Origin of the sequence: Conyzicola nivalis (assembly GCF_014639655.1) — a bacterium.
Lineage (GTDB): Bacteria > Actinomycetota > Actinomycetes > Actinomycetales > Microbacteriaceae > Conyzicola > Conyzicola nivalis.
This window is the reverse complement of the sequence record NZ_BMGB01000001.1, coordinates 2,285,091-2,309,443: the sequence shown is the minus strand read 5'-3', so window position 1 is coordinate 2,309,443 and position 24,353 is coordinate 2,285,091. Positions and strand designations below refer to the sequence as shown.

Annotated in this window: 23 protein-coding genes; 15 read left to right on the top strand and 8 right to left on the bottom strand. The window is 70.3% G+C overall.

Annotated elements, in window-relative coordinates:
* The 3 genes from IEV96_RS11495 to IEV96_RS11485 are packed head-to-tail and all read left to right on the top strand — an operon-like array spanning position 1 to position 2,980.
* A complete protein-coding gene (locus IEV96_RS11495; protein ID WP_188510727.1) occupies positions 1 to 1,062 on the top strand; it encodes a peptidoglycan-binding protein in 1,062 nt (353 codons plus the stop codon).
* On the top strand, positions 1,059 to 1,754 hold the full coding sequence (locus IEV96_RS11490) for an ABC transporter ATP-binding protein (RefSeq protein WP_188510726.1): 696 nt from the start codon (positions 1,059 to 1,061) through the stop codon (positions 1,752 to 1,754). The genes IEV96_RS11495 and IEV96_RS11490 overlap by 4 nt, the downstream gene beginning before the upstream one ends.
* On the top strand, positions 1,751 to 2,980 hold the full coding sequence (locus IEV96_RS11485; RefSeq protein ID WP_188510725.1) for an ABC transporter permease: 1,230 nt from the start codon (positions 1,751 to 1,753) through the stop codon (positions 2,978 to 2,980). The genes IEV96_RS11490 and IEV96_RS11485 overlap by 4 nt, the downstream gene beginning before the upstream one ends.
* A gap of 115 nt (positions 2,981 to 3,095) precedes the next feature.
* Here the strand turns inward: IEV96_RS11485 and IEV96_RS11480 are convergent, their stop codons facing one another.
* Positions 3,096 to 4,145: a LacI family DNA-binding transcriptional regulator gene (locus IEV96_RS11480; protein WP_188510724.1), complete on the bottom strand. Its 1,050-nt coding sequence runs from the start codon at positions 4,143 to 4,145 to the stop codon at positions 3,096 to 3,098.
* A 161-nt stretch (positions 4,146 to 4,306) separates the two neighbouring features.
* Here IEV96_RS11480 and IEV96_RS11475 point away from each other — a divergent pair, with 161 nt between their 5' ends.
* Together IEV96_RS11475 and IEV96_RS11470 are read left to right on the top strand one after the other, a co-directional pair.
* A complete protein-coding gene (locus IEV96_RS11475) occupies positions 4,307 to 5,203 on the top strand; it encodes a DUF6807 domain-containing protein (protein WP_188510723.1) in 897 nt (298 codons plus the stop codon).
* 41 nt (positions 5,204 to 5,244) lie between these two features.
* Positions 5,245 to 6,507: a Gfo/Idh/MocA family protein gene (locus IEV96_RS11470; protein WP_188511235.1), complete on the top strand. Its 1,263-nt coding sequence runs from the start codon at positions 5,245 to 5,247 to the stop codon at positions 6,505 to 6,507.
* Here the strand turns inward: IEV96_RS11470 and IEV96_RS11465 are convergent.
* Both IEV96_RS11465 and IEV96_RS11460 read right to left on the bottom strand, forming a co-directional pair.
* Positions 6,504 to 7,586, bottom strand: coding sequence for a mandelate racemase/muconate lactonizing enzyme family protein (locus IEV96_RS11465; protein ID WP_188510722.1), 1,083 nt, complete (start codon positions 7,584 to 7,586; stop codon positions 6,504 to 6,506). The two genes, IEV96_RS11470 and IEV96_RS11465, sit on opposite strands and share 4 nt — an antisense overlap.
* Positions 7,583 to 8,482, bottom strand: a complete 900-nt coding sequence (locus IEV96_RS11460) for an NAD-dependent epimerase/dehydratase family protein (RefSeq protein WP_188510721.1) — start codon at positions 8,480 to 8,482, stop codon at positions 7,583 to 7,585. Before IEV96_RS11460 ends, IEV96_RS11465 begins: the two co-directional genes overlap by 4 nt.
* A gap of 166 nt (positions 8,483 to 8,648) precedes the next feature.
* Between IEV96_RS11460 and IEV96_RS11455 the strand changes: the two genes are divergently transcribed.
* The 10 genes from IEV96_RS11455 (at position 8,649) to IEV96_RS11410 (ending at position 18,385) form a co-directional block, all read left to right on the top strand.
* Complete coding sequence (locus IEV96_RS11455) at positions 8,649 to 9,647, top strand: LacI family DNA-binding transcriptional regulator (protein ID WP_188510720.1); 999 nt, start codon at positions 8,649 to 8,651, stop codon at positions 9,645 to 9,647.
* Positions 9,644 to 10,744 carry a M24 family metallopeptidase gene (locus tag IEV96_RS11450; protein WP_188510719.1) on the top strand — a complete coding sequence of 367 codons (1,101 nt, stop codon included), beginning with the start codon at positions 9,644 to 9,646 and terminating at the stop codon, positions 10,742 to 10,744. The genes IEV96_RS11455 and IEV96_RS11450 overlap by 4 nt, the downstream gene beginning before the upstream one ends.
* Positions 10,741 to 11,901 (top strand): Gfo/Idh/MocA family protein, encoded by a 1,161-nt coding sequence (locus IEV96_RS11445; protein ID WP_188510718.1) that lies wholly within the window; start codon positions 10,741 to 10,743, stop codon positions 11,899 to 11,901. Before IEV96_RS11450 ends, IEV96_RS11445 begins: the two co-directional genes overlap by 4 nt.
* Entirely contained in the window at positions 11,901 to 12,842 is a 942-nt protein-coding gene (locus tag IEV96_RS11440) for a family 43 glycosylhydrolase (RefSeq protein ID WP_188510717.1), read from the top strand. Before IEV96_RS11445 ends, IEV96_RS11440 begins: the two co-directional genes overlap by 1 nt.
* A gap of 87 nt (positions 12,843 to 12,929) precedes the next feature.
* Positions 12,930 to 14,237, top strand: a complete 1,308-nt coding sequence (locus IEV96_RS11435) for an ABC transporter substrate-binding protein (protein ID WP_188510716.1) — start codon at positions 12,930 to 12,932, stop codon at positions 14,235 to 14,237.
* 50 nt (positions 14,238 to 14,287) lie between these two features.
* Positions 14,288 to 15,277, top strand: coding sequence for a carbohydrate ABC transporter permease (locus IEV96_RS11430; protein WP_188510715.1), 990 nt, complete (start codon positions 14,288 to 14,290; stop codon positions 15,275 to 15,277).
* Entirely contained in the window at positions 15,274 to 16,185 is a 912-nt protein-coding gene (locus IEV96_RS11425; protein ID WP_188510714.1) for a carbohydrate ABC transporter permease, read from the top strand. The genes IEV96_RS11430 and IEV96_RS11425 overlap by 4 nt, the downstream gene beginning before the upstream one ends.
* Positions 16,182 to 16,829, top strand: coding sequence for a hypothetical protein (locus IEV96_RS11420; protein WP_188510713.1), 648 nt, complete (start codon positions 16,182 to 16,184; stop codon positions 16,827 to 16,829). The genes IEV96_RS11425 and IEV96_RS11420 overlap by 4 nt, the downstream gene beginning before the upstream one ends.
* Positions 16,826 to 17,701: an alpha/beta hydrolase fold domain-containing protein gene (locus IEV96_RS11415; protein ID WP_188510712.1), complete on the top strand. Its 876-nt coding sequence runs from the start codon at positions 16,826 to 16,828 to the stop codon at positions 17,699 to 17,701. The genes IEV96_RS11420 and IEV96_RS11415 overlap by 4 nt, the downstream gene beginning before the upstream one ends.
* A 39-nt stretch (positions 17,702 to 17,740) precedes the next feature.
* The gene (locus IEV96_RS11410; RefSeq protein ID WP_188510711.1) at positions 17,741 to 18,385 is read left to right on the top strand and encodes a HEAT repeat domain-containing protein; all 645 of its coding nucleotides are present in this window, start codon (positions 17,741 to 17,743) and stop codon (positions 18,383 to 18,385) included.
* Positions 18,386 to 18,394: 9 nt separating this feature from the next.
* On the opposite strand, the gene IEV96_RS11405 is transcribed toward IEV96_RS11410, so the two are convergent.
* From IEV96_RS11405 to IEV96_RS11385, 5 genes are all read right to left on the bottom strand, one after another.
* Positions 18,395 to 19,417 (bottom strand): LacI family DNA-binding transcriptional regulator, encoded by a 1,023-nt coding sequence (locus IEV96_RS11405; protein ID WP_188510710.1) that lies wholly within the window; start codon positions 19,415 to 19,417, stop codon positions 18,395 to 18,397.
* Between the two features lie 71 nt (positions 19,418 to 19,488).
* Positions 19,489 to 20,931 carry a GH1 family beta-glucosidase gene (locus tag IEV96_RS11400; protein ID WP_188510709.1) on the bottom strand — a complete coding sequence of 481 codons (1,443 nt, stop codon included), beginning with the start codon at positions 20,929 to 20,931 and terminating at the stop codon, positions 19,489 to 19,491.
* Complete coding sequence (locus IEV96_RS11395) at positions 20,932 to 21,828, bottom strand: carbohydrate ABC transporter permease (protein WP_188510708.1); 897 nt, start codon at positions 21,826 to 21,828, stop codon at positions 20,932 to 20,934.
* Positions 21,825 to 22,835: a carbohydrate ABC transporter permease gene (locus IEV96_RS11390; protein WP_188510707.1), complete on the bottom strand. Its 1,011-nt coding sequence runs from the start codon at positions 22,833 to 22,835 to the stop codon at positions 21,825 to 21,827. The genes IEV96_RS11395 and IEV96_RS11390 overlap by 4 nt, the downstream gene beginning before the upstream one ends.
* A gap of 98 nt (positions 22,836 to 22,933) precedes the next feature.
* On the bottom strand, positions 22,934 to 24,232 hold the full coding sequence (locus IEV96_RS11385; RefSeq protein ID WP_188510706.1) for an ABC transporter substrate-binding protein: 1,299 nt from the start codon (positions 24,230 to 24,232) through the stop codon (positions 22,934 to 22,936).
* Positions 24,233 to 24,353: the final 121 nt, after the last annotated feature.

Below are 24,353 nucleotides of genomic sequence, written 5' to 3'. Positions count from 1 at the left end.
GTGACGATTTCGGCCGTCCTGCTGATTGCCGCGGTACTCGCCGTGCTGGTCATCCGCGCGGACGCCGCCCCCGAGCGAAAGGCTGGAACATCCACGCGGGTGTCTACGGCGCCCGTCACCACCGGCAACATGGTCGCCACCACGAACGCTCGGGCGACACTGCATTACTCGGGGGAGCGTGCCCTCACCGCCGCTCCCAGCGGAGTCGTCACTGCACTGCCGTCGGTCGGCGCCGTCATCGCCCCGGGCGGCACCCTGTACCGCGTCAACAACGCGCCGGTCATCCTGCTGCGCGGGTCCCTGCCCGCGTGGCGCTCCTTCGAGACCGGTATGCAACCGGGTGAGGACGTGCGACAACTCGAGCAGAACCTCGGCACCCTGGGGATGTTCCGCGGCGACCCCGACGTGACGTTCACAAAGGCGACGGCGGCCGCGGTCAGCACCTGGCAGAAGAGCCTCGGCGTGGAACGCACGGGCAGGCTCGACCGCACCGCCATCCTGTTCGCCGACCATGACCTGCGGGCGGCCCAGGCGACCGCGGTCGTCGGTGCCGAAGTCGCCGCGGGAGCCACTCTGTACACGGTCTCCGCGACCACGAAGATCGTCGACCTCGACCTGCGGCTGGCCGACCAGCAGCTCGCCGTCGTCGGCGCCGGGGTCGGCATCACCCTGCCCGACGGGACGACCACGCCCGGCCTGATCGAATCGGTCGGCGAACCGGTCGAACGCGGCGGCGACGACAGGGCGGCGGAAGACGCGAGCGCGACCTTCGTCCTACCCGTGACCGTGACCGTCGCCGATCAGGCCGCGGTCGGAGCCTTCTCGCGAGCGAGCGTGTCGGTGCAATTCACGAGCGCTCTCGCCGACGGGGTGCTCACCGTGCCGGTCGAGGCTCTCGTCGCCACCGACGCGACCAGCTTCGCGGTGGAGACACCGGGCGCGGCGGGCGACGGTTCCGCGCGCCGGATCCCGGTCACGATCGGAGCCTTCGCCTCGGGGCGGGTGCAGATCTCGGGGGAGGGTATCCGGGAGGGGCTCGCGGTAGTGGTGCCGGCATCGTGACCGCGCTGATCCGGCTCGACGACGTGACCCGCACCTACGGGTCGCCACCCGTGAACGCTCTCGCCGGTGTCACCCTGACGGTGGAACACGGGGAGATCGTCGCCATCGTCGGCCCGAGCGGTTCGGGAAAATCCACCCTGCTGAACGTGATCGGAACGCTCGACCGGCCGAGTTCCGGCGACGCGTACATCGACGGAGCGAACGTGAAAGACCTGTCCGATTCCGACCTGTCGGCGTTGCGCGCCCACCGCATCGGTTTCGTCTTCCAGCAGTTCCATCTGCGGGACGGCGTCGACGCGATCGACAACGTCGCCGACGGTCTGCTCTACACCGGTGTGCCGCGTCGGGAGCGCCGCGACCGGGCACGTGACGCGCTCACCAGGGTGGGGCTCGGGCACCGGCTCGACCACGCGCCCGGCCAGCTCTCCGGCGGGGAGCGGCAACGCGTCGCCATCGCTCGGGCGGTCGTGGGGGACCCGCCGCTGCTGCTCGCCGACGAACCCACGGGCAACCTCGACACGGCCTCCGGCGAGAGCATCGTGCGCCTGTTGCACGAGCTCAACGCCGACGGCACCACGGTGGTCGTCATCACCCACGACGCCGGGCTGGCCGAACGCCTCCCGCGCCGGGTGTCCATCACCGACGGCGCGATCGTCGCCGACTCGGCCGAGCGTCAGGAGAGCACGATATGACCCGCAACCGTGGCCGGGAGTCGAACCCCGGTTCATCCGCACCGCCACCCTCACGCCTGCGTGCCGGCGACCTCGCCTACGTGGGGTCGACGGGGCTGCGCGCACGGCCGATGCGGGCCGTGCTCTCCGCCCTCGGTGTCGCCATCGGTATCGCCGCGATGGTCGCGGTGGTCGGCATCAGCACGTCGAGCCGTGAGCGCCTCGACTCCCAGCTGGCCGAACTCGGAACCAACCTGCTGACGGTGACGGTGGCCGAGCCCACGGGGGCCGTCGCGCCGCTGCCGCTGCCGTCCGACGCGTCGGCCAGGGTGGAACGCATCGCGGGGGTCACCGGGGCGACCGCGACCGCCGACCTGAGCGATGTGCACGTCTACCGCAACCCGTTGGTCGACGAGGGACGCACCGGCGGCCTGACCGTCACGGCGAGCGAACTCGACCTGCTCTCGGTCGTCGGCGCCGAGCTGCGGTCGGGCCAGTGGTTCAACCCGGCCACGGCGGCCCTGCCCACCACCGTGCTGGGCGCGACCGCCGCGGAACGTCTCGGCGTGCGGGAGGTCGGCGGGCTGGTCTGGCTCGACGGGCGCAACACGACGGTGCTCGGCATCCTCGAGCCCGTGCCGCTCGCGGCCGAACTCGACATCGCCGCCCTGGTCGGGATGCCCGTGGCCGCGGCCGAGTACGACTACGCCGGGAATCCCACGCGCGTCTACGAGCGTTCGGAGGACGACGCCGTGATCGCCGTGCGCGAGCTGCTGCCGCCATCCGTGCAGCCGCCCGAGCCCGCCGACGTGGTGGTCTCCCGGCCGTCCGACGCGCTCACCGCCCGAGCGGCAGTCGACGAGGTCTTCACCGGGATGCTGCTCGCGCTCGGGTCGATCTCGCTGCTCGTCGGCGGCATCGGTGTGGCGAACACGATGATCATCTCGGTGCTCGAACGACGGCGCGAGATCGGGCTGCGGCGGGCGATCGGGGCCACACGCCGGCACATCCGGCTGCAGTTCCTGACCGAGGCCGTGCTGCTGTCGGCGATGGGCGGTGTGGCGGGTGCCGGTCTCGGCGCGGCCGTCACGGCGGCGATCGCGGCCGGCAGCGGCTGGGTGCCCGTGATCCCCGCCTGGATCGTGGTCGGCGGCGTGCTCGCCACGATCGGCATCGGGGCGGTGGCCGGGCTGTATCCCGCGGTGCGGGCGGCGCGCACCCCGCCGTCGGTCGCGCTGAGTTCGTAGCCGCCGGTCGTTCGACAGGACGGAGCGGGCCGCGAGGGCGACTTCGTCCTGTCGAACGTGCGCGCGGGCCGCTTGGTCCTGTTGACGGATGCGCCTCGCGCCGCGCCGGCGCCGGCTAGCTCGCGGGGAGGCCCGGCGTGCTCGCCCGCAGCACGACCGAGGTCGCCACCGAGAGGTCGCGTTCGGCGTCGGCATCGCGCGCCCGCAGCGCCACCGCGAGCGCCGATTCGCCCACCTCGAACAGCGGGATGCCGACGGTCGTCAGCGCGGGCGTCACGTCGCGCACGGTCTGGATGTCGTCGAAGCCGGCGATGGCGATGTCGCGCCCCGGCTCGATGCCGCGCGAGCGCAGGCCGCTCATCGCGCCGATCGCCATCACGTCGTTGACCGCGAAGATCAGTTCGACCCCGTCGAGACCGCGGTCGACGAGCTCGAGCGCGCCGTCGAACCCGCCGTCGCGGGTGAAGCCGCCGGTGACGACGTGTTCGTCGGGGATGCGGATGCCGTGGGCCGCGAGCCCGTCGGTGAAGCCGGCGAGCCGGTCGGTCGCGGTGAGCAGCGCGGCCTCGCCCGAGATGGCGGCGAAGCGGGTGTACCCGAGCCCGACGAGAGCGTCGGCCAGAGCACGCGCGCCGCCGTAGTTGTCGATGCGTACGGTGTCGAACGGCAGTTCGTGCTGGCTGACGAACACGACCCGGCCGCCGTTGGCCTCGAAGGCCTCCAGCTCGCGCGCGAGTTCGGCCTGGTGCTCTTCGTCGGAGCTGCGGCTGCCGGCGAGGATGATGACGCGGGGGCGCTGGCCGCGCAGCGCGCGCACGAGCTCGAGCTCGCGCTGCGACGACCGCTCGGTGACCGACATCGTCACGATGAGCCCGGCGTCCTCGGAGCCCTTGATCACGCCCGCGGCGATCGACGAGAAGTAGGGGTCGGCAATGTCGCCCACGAGCAGGGCGACCGACGTGGTCGAGCCCTTCGCCACGGCCTGGGCGGAGAGGTTGGTCGTGTAGTTGAGCTTGTTCGCCGCGGCGAGCACACGCTGGCGGTACTCGTCGTTCACGGTGCGGGCACTGCCGTTGAGCGCTCGCGACGCGGTGGCGAGCGATACTCCCGCTTCGCGCGCAACGTCATGCAGTGTCACGGCGGCCGTGCGTCGGGCGGTGGGCATGCGTTCTCCTCGTTCGGGCGTCGCGCAGGAGGTGCGCGCAACCGGCGTGGGAAAGCATATTCCGAGCGCGCACCCCCCAGCGGATGCGGAGGCCCCGACTCGACCGAGAAAGCGCTTACCGGCTAGGCTGGAGCGCGTTGGTCGATTGCGAAGAGGCAAAAATGACGAAATACGCGCTGGATGACCGTTCCGACGGTTCCCTTGTCGTGTCGATCGGCGAGGTGCCGGTACTGACCTACGTCTACCGTTCCGGTGTCGCGCAGCTGGAATCGCCCCGGCCCTACTTCCACCCGCTCACCACGCTCGGCGGCGAGACCGTCACGCAGGCCAGACCCGCCGACCACGTCTGGCACCACGGCCTTTCTTGGGCGCTGCCGAACGTGGCGGCCCCCGGCGGCGCGACCCACAACTTCTGGGGCGGCCCGACCTTCGTGCGCGGCGACGGCTACGTGCAGCTGCCCAACAACGGCACGGTCACCCACCGCGGGTTCACGGCGCTCTTCGCCGGCGACGACGGCGTCGAAATAGAGGAGATGCTGCAGTGGACCGCCCAAGACGGCGCCCTGCTCTTCACCGAGAAGCGTCGCCTCACCGTCAGAGCTTCGGATGACTCGTGGTCGCTGCTCTTCGAGACGGTGATGCGCAACGCCTCGGGCGAGACCCTGAGTATCGGGTCGCCCGGCACCGAGGGCCGCGAGAACGCGGGCTATGGCGGGCTGTTCTGGCGCGGGCCGCAGAGCATGGAGGGCGGCGAGGTGCTCGCCGAGGGCGACGGCGGCATGGGATCGCGGGGCGCGTGGATGGCGTATTCGGCCGAGGCTGCCACCGTCGTGATGACCGACCGGGCGCAGAATCCGCGGCATCCGACCCCATGGTTCGCGCGCAGCGACGAGTATGCGGGCCTCTGCCCCGCCCCCTTCTTCACCGAACCGCTCGACGCGCCCGCGGGCGCGAAGGTGCGCTTCGGCTACACCGTCGTCATCGCCGACGGACCATCAGAACTCGGCAGGGCGTCCGCTCTCGCCGCCACCGCACACACCGAGAAGGACCCCTCGTGACCGAACGCTACGCGCTCATCGGAACCGGGCACCGCGCCCAGATGTACCTCGACGCGATGCGCGGCGACCACGCCGACGTCGCCGAACTTGTGGCGTGGAGCGACACGAACCAGGGCCGGCTCGACTTCTACCAGGCGCAGTTCGTGGCGTCCCACGCCGCGGTGCCGCTGCGCTTCGCACCGGACGAGCTCGAGCGAACGATCGCCGAGCAGCGGATCGACCGGGTGATCGTCACCTCGCCCGACTTCACCCACGCCGACCTCGTGTCCAGGTCGCTGCTCGCCGGCGCCGACGTCGTGGTCGAGAAGCCGATCACCATCAACGCCGAGGGCCTCCGCCAGATCGCCGCGGCCATCGAGGCCAGCGGCAAAACGGTGGTCACCACGTTCAACTACCGGTACAGCCCGCGCAACTCGGCGCTGCGCGAACTGATCCAGTCGGGGGCGATCGGCGACGTGACATCCGTGCACTTCGAATGGGTGCTCGACACGGTGCACGGCGCCGACTATTTCCGGCGCTGGCACCGCGACAAGCAGAGCTCGGGCGGACTGCTCATCCACAAGGCCTCGCACCACTTCGACCTCGTCAACTGGTGGATCGACGCCGCGCCCCGCCGCGTCTTCGCGAGCGGCGGGCTGCGGTTCTACGGTGCCGCGAACGCCGCCAGCCGCGGACTCGGCGCGCGCACGCCGCGCAACACACACGCGGGCGACCCGTTCGTGCTCGACATGGCCGCCGACCCCCGGCTCAAGGGGCTCTACCTCGACAACGAACACCTCGACGGCTACGTGCGCGACCGCGACGTGTTCGACGACGACATCTCGATCGAAGACAACCTGGCGCTGCTTGTCGACTACGACAGCGGCGCGACGATGTCGTACTCGCTCAACGCGCACAGCCCGTGGGAGGGGTACCGGGTGATGGTCAACGGCACCCACGGCCGCGCCGAGCTGGAGGTCGTCGAACGCGGCGCGGTGCTCGTCGGCGAGGACGGCGTGGTGGTCGTCGACCCGAGCGCGACGCCGCTGGCGGGATCCGCAGACAACCTGCGGCCCGAGGGCGAGCGCCTGCTGCTGCAGCGGCACTGGGAGGCGGCGGTCGAGGTGCCCATCCCCGACGGCATCGGCAGCCACGGCGGCGGGGACGCGTACCTGCTCGACCACGTGTTCAACCGGGTGACCTCCGACCCGCTCGGGCGACCCGCCGGGTACGCCGACGGGGTCAAGGCCGTGTCGGTGGGGATCGCGGGCAACGCGTCGCTGGCGAGCGGGCTGCCCGTGCTGATCGCCGACCTGGGCGTCTAGCGCGGCGACCGCGCCACGAGCGGGACGCCGATGCCGGGCGCGCCCGGCGCCGTGAGCGTCGCGCCGTCGAACAGCACCGGACTCGGCCCGGCGAGCAGGCCGAGCGTGTCGAGGTCGGCGTCTTCGACCCGTTCCACGCGCGTCTCCTGCGCGATGCTCATCGCGAGCTGGCCGCTCAGCTCGGGCAGCAGGTGCGGGGCGAGGCGCAGGTCGGCCTCGTCGACGAGCGCTGCGATCTCGAGGAACGGCGTGATGCCCCCGACCCGCACGACGTTGGGCTGCAGAATGTCGGCGGCGCCGAGCGACGCCAGCTCGCGGAACCGGTGGATCGTGTGCACGTTCTCACCGAGCGCGACCGGCACGCCGATCGACCCGCGCAACTCGAGGTAGCCGAGCGTGTCGTCGCTGCGCAGCGGTTCCTCGATCCAGTGCAGGTCGAACCGTTCCAGCGCGCCGATCGCGGCGACCGCTGCCGGAACGTCCCAGCGCTGGTTCGCGTCGATCATCAGCTGGCGGTCGGGGCCGATCACGTCGCGAACGGCGGCGACGCGGTCGACGTCCTCCGCGACATCCGGCTTGCCGACCTTGATCTTCACCGCGTCGTAGCCGGTCTCGACCCAGCGCTCGGCCTGCGCCACGAGCTCGTCGAGGGAGTAGTGCAGGTTGACGCCGCTGCCGTAGACGCCGACCGAGGTGCGGATGCGCCCCACCGCGTCGGCGAGCCCGAGCGACGCGCGGCGGCCGGCCGCGTCCCACAGGGCCAGGTCGACGCCCGCCATGGCGATGGTGGTGACGCCCCCGCCGCCGGCCTCGTGCAGGTGGTGCCAGAGGTCGGTCCAGAGCTCGCGCGCGTCGGCCCGGCGACCGACGACGAACCCCGCGACGTCGGTGTCGATCAGCGCGCGCACCGCGGCGGCGCCGATGGTCGGGGTCCAGGAGAAGCCCGTTCCGGTCACGCCGTCGCTGCACTCGATGTCGACCCGCACGAGGTGCATCCACGGCGCGCTCGGCACCCACGGCCTCGGCATGGCGGCGGTGAGCGGCGTGGTCGTGACGCCGGTGATCGTGGGCGTGGTCATGAGGCGTCCGGACCGGCGAGCAGCGCCCGTTGCTCGGGCGGGAGTTCGGTGCGCCACGACCGGGTCGGCGCCCAGCCCAGCCGGTCGGTCGCGTGCGCCGAGCTGAACGCGGGGGCCGTCCCGTCGAGGCCCGTCGCCGCGGCGTAGGGCAGCAGCTCCGACAACGGTGCCAGCGCCAGGGCGTCGGCCGCCCCGACGAAGAAGACCTCGCCGTTCGCGTCGGCGCCCGCGCGCTCGACCCAGGCGACCACGAAGTCCGCGGCATCCCGGGCGTCGACGTAGTTGAACAGCGACACGGCTGCGAGCGAGGGGTCGTTCAGCCGGTCGACCACGGTGTGGCCCTGCTGGGTGGGCTCGCCCGACCACTCGCCCGGGGAGATCACGAAGCAGGGTCGGAAAGCGCCGAAGAGGGTGGATGTCTGCTGCCGGGCGAACATCGCGACGAGGTTCTCCACCAGTTGTTTCGACAGGGCGTAGGCGTTCCACGGGCGGGCGCGGTGCTCTTCGTCGAGCGGCAGGTAGTCGGGTTCCCAGCCGGTCGGGCTGCCGTATCCCATCACCGTGGGACTCGACGCGGCGAGCACCCGGGCGACGCCGTGTTCGCGGGCGGCGTCGAGAACCGTGAACGCGAGACGGGAGTTGGTGTCGAGGATGACGCCCTCGGGAGCGCTGAACGGCACGGCGATGGCGGCCAGGTGCACGATCGCGTCGGGGGCCTCGGCGGCCACGAATCCGGAAAACGCCGTGGGGTGCGCGAGATCGATGTCGACCTGACGGCCGTCGAAATCGGGTGCTGTCGCCCGGTCGACCGAAACCACCTCGTGCCCCGCCGCGGAGAGCGCGGCCAGGGTCGACCGCCCGAGACGGCCGGCGCCGCCGGTTACCAGAATCTTCATTCGTCCTCATCGTCGTTGATCGGGAGCTGGGGGGGGGGGGGGGGGAGAAAGGCGGCCAGAAAGCGCTTTCTCGGATACACTCTAGGCTCGAAGCGATCCTCGGCGCACCATTCGCGGCCTGTCGCATCGACGCAGCAGGGCATTTCACGCAAGGGAGCGGGGAGTTATGACGGTTCGACCCGGGGGTCGCGCGGCGACGATTCTCGACGTCGCGCTCGCCGCCGCCGTGTCGCAGGCCACCGTCTCCCGCGTCGTCAACGGCAAGAGCACGGTCGACCCGGCGATCGCGCGGCGGGTTCTCGCGGTGGTCGACGAACTCGGCTACCGGCCGAGCGCTTCGGCGCGCAACCTCGCTCGCGGCAGCACCCAGACGGTGGGAGTTGTCGTGCCCGACCTCGGCAACCCGATGTTCCAGGAGGTGCTGCGCGGGGTGACCCAGGCCGCGTCCGCCGCGGGGTACCGCGTGCTCGTGGCCGACTCGCAGGAGTCGCTCGCCGACGAGCCGGAACTCGCCACCGAGGCCCGCCGCCGCTGCGACGCTGTCGTGCTCGTCGCGCCCCGGATGTCCGACCACGAGCTGAGCGACCTGCTGCCGAGCCTCGCGCCCGTGGTGCTGGTCAACCGCTCCGCCGCGGGAACACCCGAGGTCGTCGTCGACTACGCGGCGGGAGCCTCCGCCGCCGTCGACCATCTCGCCGGACTCGGCCACCGCCGCATCGCGTACCTCGCCGGGCCCCCGTCGAGCGAGTCCAACCGGCGCCGGCTGGCCGGGCTCGAGCGCGCGCGGTCGCTGCACCCCGGGGTCGAGATCACGAGCATCCCCTGCGGCGCGAACGTCGAGGACGGGGCGCGGGCGGCGCAGGCGCTCGGCGATGCCACCGCGGTGATCGCCTTCAACGACCTCGTGGCCTTCGGGCTGCTCGCGGCCCTGCGCGACGCCGGAGTAGCGGTGCCGGGCACCGTGTCGGTCGTCGGCTTCGACGACATCGAGTTCGCCCGTTACGCCACCCCGGCGCTGACGACGATGGCCGTGCCGCGCCAGCTGCTCGGCGCCCGCGCGTGGGACGCCCTGCTCGCCGAGATCGAGGGCGGCACCCCGGCCGCCCCCGTGCTGTTCACCCCCGCGCTCGTGGTGCGGGCGAGCACCGGCGAGGTGGCGCGATGAGGACCGCGGCCGACCGCGCCGCCAAACGCGAGCGACTCGTCGCGGTGCTCGACGCGGCAGGGGCGGACGAGCTCGTGCTCACGAGTCACGGCGCCGTCGCCTGGTACCTCGGAGGGGCCCGCACGCACGTCAGTCTCGCTGGGGACCCGGTGCTGGCCGTGGTCGTCGGCCGCGCGATGGACACCGTCGTGGTGTTCGCGAACGAGCGCGCCCGGCTCGAGACCGAGGAGTTGCCCCCGCGCGCCGCCGCCCCCGCGTTCCACGTCGTCGAGGTGCCGTGGCACGAGCCGCTCGCGAGCGCGCTGCCGACCGGCCCCGGCGTGATCCACGAGCACGACGTCGCCGCCGAGCTGCGCGCCGTGCGGGGCGTGCTGCTCCCCGCGGAGCTCGCCGCCTTCCGCGCGCTCGGCCGCGAGTGCGCCGAGGTCGTCACCGACGTGCTGGGCGCGGCACGCGGCATCCGAAGCGAACGCGACATCGCCGCGGCCCTCGGCGCCGACCTGGTGGCGCGGGGTATCGACCCGCTCGTCCTGCTCGTCGCCGGGCGGGACCGTCTGGGCCTGCGGCACCCGCTGCCGACGGATGCCCCGCTCGGCGACCGCGCGATGGTGGTCGTCTGCGGGCGTCGCGACGGACTCATCGCCAACCTCACCCGCTGGGTGCGCTTCGGCCCGCCGCGTCCCGACGAGGCGGACACCGAGGCGCGCATCCGCGAGGTCGAGTCGGCCTTCTTCGGTGCCACTGTCGCCGGCGCCACCCTCGGCGAGGCCTTCGCGGCCGGCACCGCCGCCTACGCGGCCAACGGCTTCGATCCGGACGAGTGGCGCAACCACCACCAGGGCGGGGCGGCCGGCTACGACGGACGCGATCCGCGGGCGACGCCGGGCGCGAGCGATGTCCTCCAGCTCGGGCAGGCCTTCGCCTGGAACCCCACCGCGCCCGGCGCGAAGATCGAGGACACCGTGCTGCTGACCGCCGACGGCGTCGAGGTGATCACCGCGGACGACCGGTGGCCCGCCGTGACGGTGGGCGGCATCCGACGACCCATCGAACTGCAACGACCCCCTGAAACCGCAACGAGAGTAGAAGCACCGTGACCCAACCCCTGCGCGCCGCCATCATCGGAACCGGCTCCGTCGCGACCCTGCACGCCCGCAGCCTCGACCGGATCGACGGCGTCGAGCTCGTCGCGGTCGCCGACGTGATGCCGGGCCGTGCGCGGGCGTTCGCCGACGAGCACGCCGCGGCCGCGCACGCCTACGACTCGCTCGAGCACCTGTTCGCCGCCGAGACCGTCGACGTCGTGCACCTCTGCACGCCGCCGGGCGTGCACGCGCCGCAGGCCGTCGCGGCCTTCGCCCACGGGGCGCACGTGATCGCCGAGAAGCCGCCGGCCCTCTCGCTGTCGGAGTTGCAGCAGATGACGGATGCCGCGGCGGCAGCGGACCGCCGGTTCGCGGTCGTCTTCCAGCAGCGCACGGGCTCGGCCGCCGACCGGGTCAAGCGGCTGCTCGACTCCGGCGCCTTCGGCCGCGCGCTGTTCGCCACCTGCAACACGCTCTGGTACCGCGACGCGGAGTACTACTCCGTGCCGTGGCGCGGCCGCTGGGAGACCGAGGGCGGCGGCACGACTCTCAGCCACGGCATCCACCAGATCGACCTGCTCGCCTACCTGCTCGGCGACTGGCGCGCGGCGTCGGCGCAGCTCTGGCGCCAGGCCCGCGAGGTGGAGACCGAAGACGTGTCGACCGCGACGATCCTGTTCGAGAGCGGCACCGTGGCATCCGTATCCACGAGCGTCGTGTCGCCGCGCGAGACCAGCTCGATCCGTATCGACACCGAGAGGGCGACCATCGAGGTCGACCACCTCTACGGCCACGCCCCGAAGAACTGGCGCATCACACCGGCGTCGTTCGTGGGCGAGGAGGAGGCGGCGGCCTGGAACTTCGACGACGCCGCCTTCGAGGGCGGGATCGTGCCGAGCGGGCACGACGCCCTGCTCGGGAGCGTCTACGCGTCGCTGTTCGCGGGCGAGCCCCTGCCGGCCGTCGCGGCCGAGCCGGCGCGAGCGCTCGAGATCGTGACCGCGTTCTACGCGTCCGCGCGCGAGGGCGGCGGGCGGGTCGAGCGCGAGCGGGTGCAGGGCGAGGCCGCGCTGCGCGGAACCCTCGAGGCGCCGGTCGTCGACAACCGGGGCGTCGACAACAGGGGCGTCGAGACCCGGGCCGTCGACAACCGGGCCGTGGGCGGCTGATGGGCGCGCCGATCTATCGGGACGAGCTGTGGGAGGGCGCATCCGACCCGACCGTTATCGAGCGCGAGGGTACCGGCGAATGGTGGATGTTCTACACCCAGCGCCGGGCCCTGCTCGAGGGCACCGGCGTCGAGTGGGTGCACGGCAGCCGCATCGCCGTCGCCGTGTCGACCGACGGGGGAGCCAGCTGGCGGTACCGCGGGGTGGTCGACGGGCTCGATCCCGAGGGCGACCCCGGGCCGAACACGCACTGGGCGCCCGAGGTCGTGCGCTTCGGCGGCAGGTACCACATGTACCTCACCTGGATCGCGGGGATCCCGGATGCCTGGGCCGGACACGAGAGGCACGTCGTGCACTTCGAGAGCGAGACTCTGGAGAGCTGGACCAGGGTCGGCCGCATCGACGTGGGCACGGACTTCGCGATCGACGCGGCGGTCGCGCGCACGCCCGACGGCCTGCTGCGCCTGTGGTTCAAAAACGAGCAGGCAGACTCGACGACGTTCAGCGCGGTGAGCGACGACGGTTACGACTGGGCACCCACGGGTCTCGTGATCGGCGGCGCACCGCACGAGGGGCCGAACGTTTTCGAGCTCGGCGGCTGGTGGTGGTTGATCGTCGACGAGTGGCGCGGTCTGGGCGTCTACCGCGGCACCGACGGGGTGCGCTGGGAGCGTCAGAACGGGCTGCTCCTCGCCGAGCCCGGCGCCGACCCGCTCGACCGCGAGGTGGGCAGGCACGCGAGCGTCGTGGTCGGTCAGGAGGCCGGACTACTGTTTTATTTCACCCATCCGGGATTCGACGGGGTCGAGCTCGAGGGTGCAACGCCGCTCTCCGCCCGCCGCACCGCGATCCACGTGGCGCGGCTGTCGGTGAGTGACGGTGTGCTCGCGGCAGACCGCGAGTTTCCGGGGAAATCGCGCAGATTTCTGCCATCGGATTGACGGTTGAATGCATTCAACCTATGCTCTGGGATAACGCTTTCCCAGCGCCACCCACGGACTACAGCGACGTTATCCAGGAGGACAACGATGTTCTACAAGCACTCCCGCCGCACCGCAACTGCGATCGCGGTCACAGCAACAGCCGTTCTGGCCCTCGCCGGCTGCGCCGGTTCCGGCCCCGCGGCCACCGACGGCGGCAGCGAGTTCGACCCCGACGCCGAAGTGACGGTCAACTTCACCTGGTGGGGTAACGACGACCGCGCGTCGAAGTACACCGAGGCCATCGCCCTCTTCGAGGAGGAATACCCGAACGTCACCGTCAACGGCACGTTCACCGACTACCCCTCCTACTGGGAGAAGCGCACCACCGAGGCCGCCGGCGGCGGACTGCCCGACGTGATGCAGTTCGACTACTCGCAGATGGACTCGTTCGGCAGCCGTGGCCTGCTCTACAACCTCACCCCCGAGTACGGCACCAACATCGACGTCGAGGCGATCCCCGAGACCGCCCTCGAGGTGGGCGACATAGACGGCGAGTCGTACGGCCTCATCTCGAGCACCAACGCCTGGGCCATGTTCCAGGACCAGACGCTCCTGGAGACCATCGGCGTCGAGCCCTACGAGGGCGGAACGAGCTGGGAGGACTACTACGAGTGGATCGCCGACGTGACCGCCAAGGGTAACGGCGTCTACGGCGGGGCCGACCCCACGCAGCGCATCCAGAACTTCGAGCTGTCGCTCCGCCAGAACGGTGGCAACCTCTACACCGACGACGGCGCGCTCGGCTTCGACGAAGACGACCTCACCGCGTTCTGGGAGTCCGCTTCCGACATCCGCGAGGGCGACATCGTCCCCCAGCAGCGTCTCGAAGAGCTGAACCCGGTCTCGGGTTTCGGTGCGAACATCGCCGCGAGTGAGCTCACCTGGGACAACTTCGGCGCCGGCTACCTCGCCGACTCGGGCAAGGCCGTAGACGACCTGGTCCTCACGACGCCGCCGACCGACGACGCGGACGCCAAGGACCTCTACCTCAAGCCCTCGATGCTCCTCGCGATGTCGTCGAAGACCAAGGTGGGTGCCGCGGGCGCCAAGCTCATCGACTTCCTCACCAACAGCCCCGAGGTCGGCAAGATCTTCGGTGCATCGCGCGGTATCCCCGCCTCGGAGACGCAGCGTGACGGCGCCGAACTGTCCGGCCAGGACGCCAACGTGCTCGCCTACGAAGAGTCGATCACCGACCGTCTCGGTGACGCTCCTCCGCTGCCTCCCGAGGGCGCGGCATCCATCGAACAGAAGTTCTGGGACCTGGGTAAGAGCATCGACCTCGGCGCCATCGAGATCGACGAGGCCGTGAAGCAGTTCTTCAGCGAAGCAGAGATCGCCCTCAACAACTAGGTACCGAAGAACTAAGTTCTTTCATAGCAACGACGCTCGGAGAATCCACGATGACCACAACACAACGGCAGGTGTCGAAGACGTCGCCGCTGGGGTCAGCACCCGCCGGCCCGGGAAGCTCAGCTTCCCGGGCCGGGGGCCGCCCCAAGCTCAGTGAAAAAAAGCGCGACGGCATAGCGGGTTACCTCTTCCTCACGCCGTGGCTCATTGGGTTCTTCGTGCTCACGCTGGGGCCGATGCTGATCTCGCTGTACCTCGCCTTCACGAAGTACAACCTGTTCACCGACCCCGAGTGGATCGGCTTCGACAACTTCACCCGCATGTTCGCCGACCCGCAGTTCCAGCAGTCGGTGCAGATCACCCTCGTCTACGTTCTCGTCGGCACCCCGATCAAGCTGGCCGCAGCCCTCGGCGTCGCGATGCTGCTGAACTACCGCAGCAAGGGGTCGGGCTTCTTCCGGTCGGCCTTCTACGCGCCCTCGCTCATCGGCGCGAGCGTCAGCGTCGCCATCGTCTGGCGCGCGATGTTCAACAACGAAGGTCCGGTCGACACCGGCCTGAGCTTCATCGGCATCGAGGCCGGCGGCTGGGTCGGAAACCCGGCCCTGGTCATGCCGATGATGATCCTGCTGGCGGTCTGGCAGTTCGGCGCCCCCATGGTGATCTTCCTCGCGGGGCTCAAGCAGATTCCCGGCGAGCTCTACGAGGCCGCCGACGTCGACGGCGCCGGCCCGTGGCGCAAGTTCCGCAGCGTGACGCTGCCGATGCTCTCGCCCGTCATCTTCTTCAACCTGCTGCTCGAGATGATCGGCGCGTTCCAGATCTTCGCCTCGGCGTTCATCATCTCGTCGGGCACCGGCGGACCCGCCGGCAGCACCAACTTCTACACCGTGTACCTCTACCAGCGGGCCTTCGGCGACCTGCAGATGGGCTACGCCTCGGCGATGGCCTGGCTGCTGCTCGTCGTCGTCGGTATCGCCGCGTTCGTCCTATTCCGCACCTCGAAGTTCTGGGTGCACTACGGAGGTGACCTCAAATGACCGCTCTCGACACCGAACTCGCTCCCGTCCTGCCGCTCACCGGCCAGAAGCAGCGCGTTCCGAAGTGGAAGAAGCGCTCGACCTGGGTCACCGTCGTCTGGGCGGTCGCGCTCACCGTGATCGTGGCGGTCGTGCTCTACCCGCTGCTCTGGATGGTGCTCGCGTCGTTCAAGCCTTCGGCCGACATCAACGGCAACGTGTCGCTGCTGCCCGAGAACCCGACGATCCAGAACTACGTGAAAGTGCTGCAGGGCATCGGCGGCATCCCCGTGTACACGTTCTTCCTCAACTCGCTCGTGCTCGCGGTCGGCTCCGTCATCGGCGTGGTCATCTCGTCGTCGATGGCCGCCTACGCGTTCGCCCGGGTGCGGTTCGCCGGAAGCAAGATCTTCTTCGGCCTGATGATCGCGACGCTGCTGCTGCCGTTCCACGTGCTGATCATTCCGCAGTACATCATCTTCCAGCGCCTCGGCCTGGTCGACACGTTCGTGCCCCTGCTCGTGGTCAAGTTCCTGGCCACCGAGGCGTTCTTCGTGTTCCTCATGGTGCAGTTCATTCGCAACCTGCCGATGGAGTTGGACGAGGCCGCGAGAATCGATGGCGCGGGACATCCGCGGGTCTTCTTCTCGATCACTCTGCCCCTCATCAAGCCGGCCCTCGTGACGAGCTCGATCTTCGCCTTCATCTGGAGTTGGAACGACTTCCTCGGTCCGCTGCTGTACCTCAACTCGACCGACAAGTACCCGCTGCCGCTCGCGCTGCGGCTGTACAACGACCAGACCAGCGTCAGCGATTACGGCGCGACGATCGCCATCTCGGTGCTCGCGCTCATCCCCATCGCGCTGTTCTTCTTCATCTTCCAACGGTTCCTCGTCGAGGGTGTGGCGACGCAGGGGCTGAAGGGATGACCATCGTCTCGACGCGCAGGGCCAAGGCGCAGGCCGCTTCGGGATCCGGGCCCACCTCTTCGGAGGCGGGGGCCTGGCCCGGCGCGAAGCAGCGGTTCGCACTGTTCGGCGAGGTGCTGCTCACCGGCATCATCGTGGTGCTCGTCTCGATCCCGATCGTGACGATCCCGCTCGCGCTCGCCGTGGGCAAGCGGCACCTGATGCGCTTCCTGCGGGCCGAGGGCTCGCAGCTCGCCCTGGTCGCGGGCGACGTGCGCGAGGGATTCATCGGCGGGGTCGGCATCGGCTGCGCGTGGCTCGCGGCCACGGGCATCCTGCTGATGGACCTGCTGCTCGTCGCGAGCGGCGCCCTTCCCGGCGGTGTGGCCGTCGGGGCCCTGGCCGTGGTGTTGCTCGCGGCGCTCACGGTGCTGACGCTGTGGGTCGCGGCGTCGTGGACGCCGGCTTCCGGATGGCGGGCCGCCGTGCGGACCGGCTTCGCGTCGCTCCGCACCGACCCGATCGGGTCGGTCTACCTTCTCGTCGGTGCCGGTCTCGTGGTGCTGTTCACCTGGATGCTGCCGCCCCTGATCATCCCGGCGCTCGGCTGCGTGTGCTTCGCGGTCGCCGCGATCGCGGTGCGGCACGCCGCTCGCCGGGCGTGACGCTCGATCCCACCCTCGCCTCGCGCCTCGACTCGGGGGAGTCGATGGCGGCGCCGCTCGGTTCCTACGCGGCGCCGGCGTGCCCGGTCGTGTCGTCGACGGTCGCCGGGGTTCCGGTGCGCACCTACGGCTCGGCCGGGCCGACCGTGGTCTGGCTGCACGGCGGCGGATTCGCGGCCGGCGATCTCGACATGCCCGAGGCCGACGTGGTGGCGCGCGAACTCGTCGCGCGGGCGGGCGCCACGGTCGTCTCGGTCGGCTACCGGCTCGCGGCGTTCCCGGCCGGGCTAGACGACGTGGTCGCCGTGGTGGGTGCGCTCGCCGGGCCCGTGGTGCTGGGCGGAACGAGCGCCGGCGGCAACCTCGCGCTGGCCGCTGCGCTGAGGCTGCGCGACGAGGTGGCATTGGCCGGCCTGGTGCTCGCGTACCCGTACCTGCACCGGGTGAACCCGCCCGCGCCGGCCGACCTGACGGCCCGCATGGCACAGCTGCCCGCGTCGGTGCGCTTCCCGCCCGCGAAGATGACCGCGATGGCGACCTTCTACCTCGGCCCGCTCGCCGACGACCCGCCGCCCCTCGCGTACCCGGGCAGCGCCTACCCGGGCAGCGCCTACCCGGGCAGCGCCTACCCGGGCAGCGCCCATCCGGGTGCCGCCCACTTCGCCGGGCTGCCGCCGACACTCGTGATCGGTGCCGAGTACGACGACCTCCTGCCCTCGGCCCAGGATGCCGCCGCACGCCTGCGCGCCGCGGGCGTGCCCGTTCGCGAATACCTGGAGACCGGAGTGCTGCACGGGCACCTCAACACCCCGGGTCTCCCCGGCGCGCTGCGCACGCTCGACGAGATGGCGGGGTTCCTGCGGTCGCTCTGATACTGATGGAGGATGCGAGTCTGATGGAGGATGGACTGCATGACCTCGCCAGACGCAACCGGGCCCGCCGATCGCCTGCGGGCGGCGCTGGGCGACGAGTCGTCGTCCGCTCGACTGCAGACCGCGCTCGCGGCCGGCACGTATCCCGACGTGCGGTTCGTCCCCGTGCTCGTCGACCGCAGCGGCGTCGAGCCTGACTTCTTCGTGCGCGACATGCTCACCTGGGCGCTCACGCGGCATCCGTCATCCCACACGGTTCCGCGGCTGCTCTACGAGGTGGGGGCCGACAGCCCTCAAGCGCGCAGCCAGGCACTGCACACGCTGTCGAAGATCGGCGACCCGCGCGGCTGGTCCGCGATCACGGCCGAGGTGCTGCGCGACCCGCACGACGAGGTGGCGACGACCGCGTGGCGCACCGCCGCCGGGCTCGTTCCCGCGGGCCAGGAAGCGCAGCTGGCGGAGGCGCTGGCCTCCCAGCTCGGACGAGGCGGACGAGAGACGCAGCGCAGCCTCACCCGCTCCATCGTCGCGCTCGGCGAGGTCGCCGTGCCGATGCTGCGGGCGCGGGCCTCGCACCGTGACATCGACATCCGGCTGCACGCCGTCGCCACCGAGCGCCTGATCAACGATCCCGACGAGGACTTCGACGATGCCGTAGCGGAGGCGCGACGCACCGCCCTGTAGCGCGGGTGGCTACACCGACCGCCGCTCGACCAGCGCCGTCGGCACGGCCGTGAACGGCGGGACGTCTTCGCCGTCGATGAGGCGCAGCAGCGTCTGGACGAGCACGGCGCCCTTGTTGGCGGTGTCGAGGTCGACCGTCGTGAGCGGCGGATTCGCGCTCGTCGAGAAGTAGTTGTTGTCGACGCTGGCGACGGCGATGTCGTAGGGCACCCGGATCGAGTGAGCGCGCAGCACCTCGAGCGCGCCCGTCGCCATCTGCGCGGAGGCCGCGAACACGGCGTCGATGCGGGCGCCGTTGTCGAGCAGGCGTTGCATCGCCTCCGCGCCGCTCGCCGGGGTGAACGTGCCCGACTCGAGCGGACCGGCGTCCAGCCCGGCATCCGCGAGCGCCGAACGCCAGCCGTTCACGCGGTCGATGCCCGCCGCGGTGTCGAGCGGGCCGCTGATCGTCGCGATGCTGGTGCGCCCGCGGGCGACGAGGTGGCGGGTGGCGATGGCTGCCGCCTCCACGTTGTCGACGTCGACGACGTGGATCGGGCGTTCGGCCGGTTCGAGCGGACGCACGCCGAAGACCATCGGAACGGTGTCGGATAGCTCGACGTAGGCGGGCACCCGGCTGTGGTGCGAGAGGATCAGCGCGCCGTCGACATTCCCCCCGGTGAGGTAGCGGCGCGTCTTCTCCGGGTCGGCATCCGATTCGATCAACAGCGTCAGCGTCTGATCCGTCGACGACGCGTACAGGGCGGCGCCCTGGATGACCTCGGCGAAGTAGGGGTCGGCGAAGAACTCGGCGGTGCGCTCCGGGATGACCATCGCGATCATCTGGGTGCGCCGGCGCACGAGGCTGCGCGCCGCCCGGTTGGGCACGTACCGCAGCTGGGCGACGGCGGCGTTGACGGCGTCCACCATCTCGGGCTTCACCGTCGCGTGACCGTTGATCACTCGCGAGACCGTGGCCCGGGAGACCCCGGCGAGCGCGCCGACGGCCTCGAGAGTGGGCTTGCCACCCTCGACGAATTCGTCGCTCGTCATAGTCGCCTCTCGTAGCGGGTTGGCACCCGCGACGGGTGGCCGCGCCCTAGGGAATCTTAGTGACCGTACCGTCACTCGGGGATCCGGTGCCCCGCGATCAGGTCGGCGAGCCAGGCCCCGCTGCGTTTGACGGTGCGCTGCTGCGTCTCGTAGTCCACGTGCACGATGCCGAACCGCTTGCTGTAGCCGTAGCCCCACTCGAAGTTGTCGAGCAATGACCAGACCAGGTAGCCGCGCAGGTCGACGCCGCACTGGATGGCCCGGTGCGCGGCGGTGAAGTGGCGGCGCAGGTAGTCGACGCGTTCCGGGTCGTCGACCCGGCCGTCTTCCACCGTGTCGTCGAACGCGGCGCCGTTCTCGGTGATCACGAGCGGCAGCCCCGGATGGGCCTCGTGCAGCGAGACGAGCAGCTCTTCGAGGCCGTCGGGCGCGATGTTCCACCCCATCGACGTGTACGGGCCGTCCTGCACGAGAAACTCGACGTGCTCGCTGCCCGGCCACGGGGAGCCGCCCACGTCTTTGTGGCCGTCGGCGTTCTGCCTAACGCTCGTGCCGTCCCACATGCGGACGGTCGCGGTCGAGTAGTAGTTGACGCCGAGGAAGTCGATCGGCTGGTGGATCAGCCCGAGGTCGCCCGGCAGCACGAACGACCAGTCGGTGATCGCCGCGGTGTCGGCCAGCAGGTCGGCCGGATAGGCGCCGGTGAGCATCGGGCCGGTGAAGCCGCGGTTGGCGAGCGCGTCGATGCGACGGATCGCCTCGGGCGAGCTGGCGTGGTCACCGCGCACGACGTGGAAGTTCAGCGTCGCCGAATACTCGGCGTCGTTTGTCACCGTCTCCCGCAGCGCGAGGATGCCGAGGCCGTGCGCGAGGTTCAGGTGGTGCACCGCGCGCAGTGCCGCGAGCGGCTCGGTGCGCCCGGGAGCGTGGGCACCCGAACCGTAACCGAGGTACGCCGAGCACCACGGCTCGTTGAGGGTCGTCCAGACGGCGACCCGGTCGCCGAGCTCGACCCCGACGATCGCCGCGTATTCGGCGAAGCGGTAGGCGGTCTGCCGGTTGGACCAGCCGCCCTCGTCCTCGAGCGCCTGCGGCAGATCCCAGTGGTACAGCGTCGCGATGGGCCGGATGCCCCTGGCGAGCAGCCCGTCGACGAGCCGCGAGTAGAAGTCGAGGCCGGCCCGGTTCGGTTCGCCCGAGCCGAGTGGCTGGATGCGCGGCCACGCGATCGAGAACCGGTATGCCTCGAGCCCGAGCGACGCCATCAGGTCGAGGTCGCTCTCGAGCCGGTGGTAATGGTCGTCGGCGACGTCACCCGTGTCGCCGGCGACGACCCGGCCCGGGGTGTGGCTGAAGGTGTCCCAGATCGAGGGACCGCGGCCGCCCTCGGCCACCGCCCCCTCGATCTGGTAGGCGGCGGTGGCCGAGCCGATCACGAAGGCGGGCGGGAATTCGAGGCCCGCGTCGCGGTAGTCGGGGTTGCCCGCGGTGGTCGGCAGTATTTCGAGCGACATCTAACCCTTCACCGCACCCTGCATGATTCCGGCGACGAGCTGCTTGCCCGCCAGGATGAAAAGGATGAGCAGCGGGATGACCGACAACACGGCGCCAGCGAGCACCATCGCGTTGTCGGGGGTCTGCCCGCCGCTCGCGCTGAGCGAGGCGAGCGCCGTCTGCACGCTCGGGTTCCTCGGACCGAGCACGAGAAGCGGCCAGAGGAAGTCGGTCCACGCCGCCATGAACGTGAACAGCGCGAGCACCGCCATCGCCGGGCGGGCGGCGGGAACCGCGACGTGCCAGAACGTGCCCCACATGCTGGCGCCGTCCATGCGGGCGGCCTCGATGAGCTCGTCGGGGATGACATCGACGAGGTACTGGCGCATAAAGAACACCCCGAACGCGGTGACGAGTCCCGGCACGATGACCGCCTGCAGGGTGCCGATCCAGTGCCACTGCGCCATCAGCATAAACAGCGGGATGATGCCGAGCTGGGTGGGGATGGCCATGGTTGCGATGACGGTGAGCAGCAGCCCGTTGCTGGCGCGGAACTTGAGTTTCGCGAACGCGTACCCGGCGAGGGTGGAGAAGAACACCACCGAGATGGTGATCGCACCCGAGATGATGACGCTGTTGATCAGCGCCTGGAAGAACGGCACCGTCTCGAACACCTTGGCGGCGTTCGACAGGAAGTTCCCGCCGGGCACCACCGCGGGCGGCACGAGGTTCGTGTCGGACGACTGCCGGCTGCCGATGACGAACGACCACCAGAGCGGGAACGCGGAGCCGGCGAAGAACGCGGCGAGCAGGGCGTAGGTGAGAAAACCGGGGGCCTCGTAGACCTTGCGGCGTTTCGCCTGGCGTTCCTGTTTCACCTCGGGAGCGACCTGCTGTCGTTCGAGTAGCGCGCTCATGCTCGGCGTCCGTTCCTGGTCGGGGTGATCAGCGCGGCCGGTCTGACCCGCGGTATGCGGGTGGGCTTGGCGTCGCCGGTGCGGATGGCCCGCGAGATGGCGAAGTTGATGAGCCCCGCCAGAATGATGATGATGAACAGGATCCAGGCGGTCGCCGACGCCCGGCCGAAGTCGCGGCGCGGGAAGGCGAGCTCGTACAGGTAGAGCACGATCGTCTGGAACTGCTTGTCGCCGCCGCCGTAGGTGCGTCCGTCGAACAGTTTGGGCTCGGTGAAGATCTGCAGTCCGCCGATGGTCGAGGTGATCACGACGAAGATGAGCGTCGGCCGGATCATCGGGATGGTGATCGACCAGAACCGGCGGGCCTTGGTGGCGCCGTCGAGGGCCGCCGACTCGTACACGTCGCGCGGGATGGCCTGCATGGCGGCGAGCAGGATGAGCGCGTTGTAGCCGGTCCAGCGCCAGTTCACCATGCTCGCGATCGCGACGTGGGAGGGGAAGACGTCGAACGACCAGCGGATCGGGTCGAGACCGAACAGCTCGAGCAGCCCGGCGATGGGCCCGTGGTACTGGTTGAAGATCTGCAGGAAGATCACGGCGACCGCGACCGGCGCCACGATGTACGGCAGCAGGATGCTCATGCGCCAGAAGGTGCGCGCCCGGATGGCCTGGTCGAGCACGGCGGCGATGACCGTGGCGAAGATCAGCTGCGGGATGGCCGACAGCAGGAAGATGCTGATCGTGTTGCCGAAGGCGTTCCAGAAGAACGGGTCGGCGAGCACCGAGGCGTAGTTGTCGAGCCCGACGAAGTCGCCCTGGCCCTTGAGCAGATGCCAGTCGTAGAGCGAGACGTTGAGCGTGTAGATGATCGGGAAGACGCCGATCAGCGCGAACAGAATGAAGAACGGCGCGATGTACAGGTACGGCGACGCCTTGTAGTCGAGCCGCGAGAGCTTCTGTGTGAACGTGAGTGTGGAGGGCGCCCGCGCCCCGAGTGTGGTCGTCATCGGCCAGCCAATCCGCGAATTCGTCGTTGTCGAGTCAGGGTCGGGCAGGCGGCCCCTGTGCCGGATGACACGGGGACCGCCTGTCCGGAGGGTGAGGGTCAGCCGACCAGCTGGTTCAGCAGCTTGACGGCTTCCTTCCACGCGGTGTCGCCATCGGTGATCTCGCCCTGGCTCACCCGGTCGAAGATCGGGCCAAAGACGTTGTCCTGGATGTTGGAGTCTTCCGGTCCCTTCACTTGGGCGATGACGCCCTCGGAGCGGGCGGCGAAGATCTCGCCGACGGGCGCGTTGTTGAAGAAGGCGCTCGTCGAATCCTTCACGAGCTCCTGGCCCTCGACCGTGCTCGGGAACGGGCCGGCGAGTTCGAACGACGCGGCCTGCTGCGCGGGGGCGGCGAGCCAGAGCGCGAGCTTGGCGGCCTCCTCCTTGTGCTCGGACGCCTCGGAAACACCGAGGAAGGCGCCACCCCAGTTGGCCGATCCGCCGGGGAGTACGTCGGCGAAGTCCCAGCCGCTGTCGGTGGTGCCGGCGTCGTAGTAGCCCTGCACGATGCCGAGCATCCAGCTCGGGCACATGTACGTCGCGTACTTGTCTTCCTTGGCCTCCGGGCCGACGTCCCAGCCGGGGAGCCCGGCGCCGAGGCCATCGTTCTCCGCCTCGACGATCATGGCGAGCTGGTCTTTCAGCACGTCGTTACCCTCGATGTTCAGGGTCTCGCCGTCCTTCTTGTAGTAGCCCTCTTCCTGCTGGTTCACGAACGAGTTCCAGAAGAACCGGGGGGAGTGGTAGAACGCCTTGCCACTCGCGGCCACGTACTCCTCGCCCACCTCGTAGAAGCGTTCCCACGTGGCATCCGCACCACCGAAGTATTCCGCGACCTCGCCGCGCTCACTCGGCAGGCCGGCCGCGGCGAACAGGTCTCCGCGGTAGCAGATGCCCTGCGGGCCGATGTCGAGGCCGGCCCCGATGACGCGACCGTCGGCGTCGGTGCCCTGCTTGTACTTCCAGTCGAGCCAGTCGTCTTTGACATCTTCGATGCCGTAGTCGCGCAGGTCGACGAACGAGCCGCTGACCTCCTGGATCGTGCCGAGCCAGCCCTCCTCGATAGCGACGACGTCGCTGAGCCCGGTGCCGGCGGCGATCTTCGCGTAGGCGTCGTCGCGGGCAGCGCCGCCGCCCTCGAGGTTCGTCGCCTCGATGGTGATGTTGGGGTTCTCCTCCATGTACTTCTCGTAGTTGGCGTCGACACCCATGGTGCCGAACGTCGTGATCGACAGCGTGATCTCGCCGTCTTCGGATGCGCCCCCGCCACCGGATGCGGCGCATCCCGAGGCGATGAGGGCGAACGCTGCTGCGCCGGCGATTGCTATGGCGGCCGCGCGTCGTGATGTAGTCACAGTCACTCCTTTGTGTGTGCGTGGGCGTCAGAGAGCGCTCTCTGAGATAATTGAGAGAGCGCTCTCTGACGAAGTGGGAGCCACACTATGCGCACCGAGTGTGCCGCGTCAAGGAAAATCT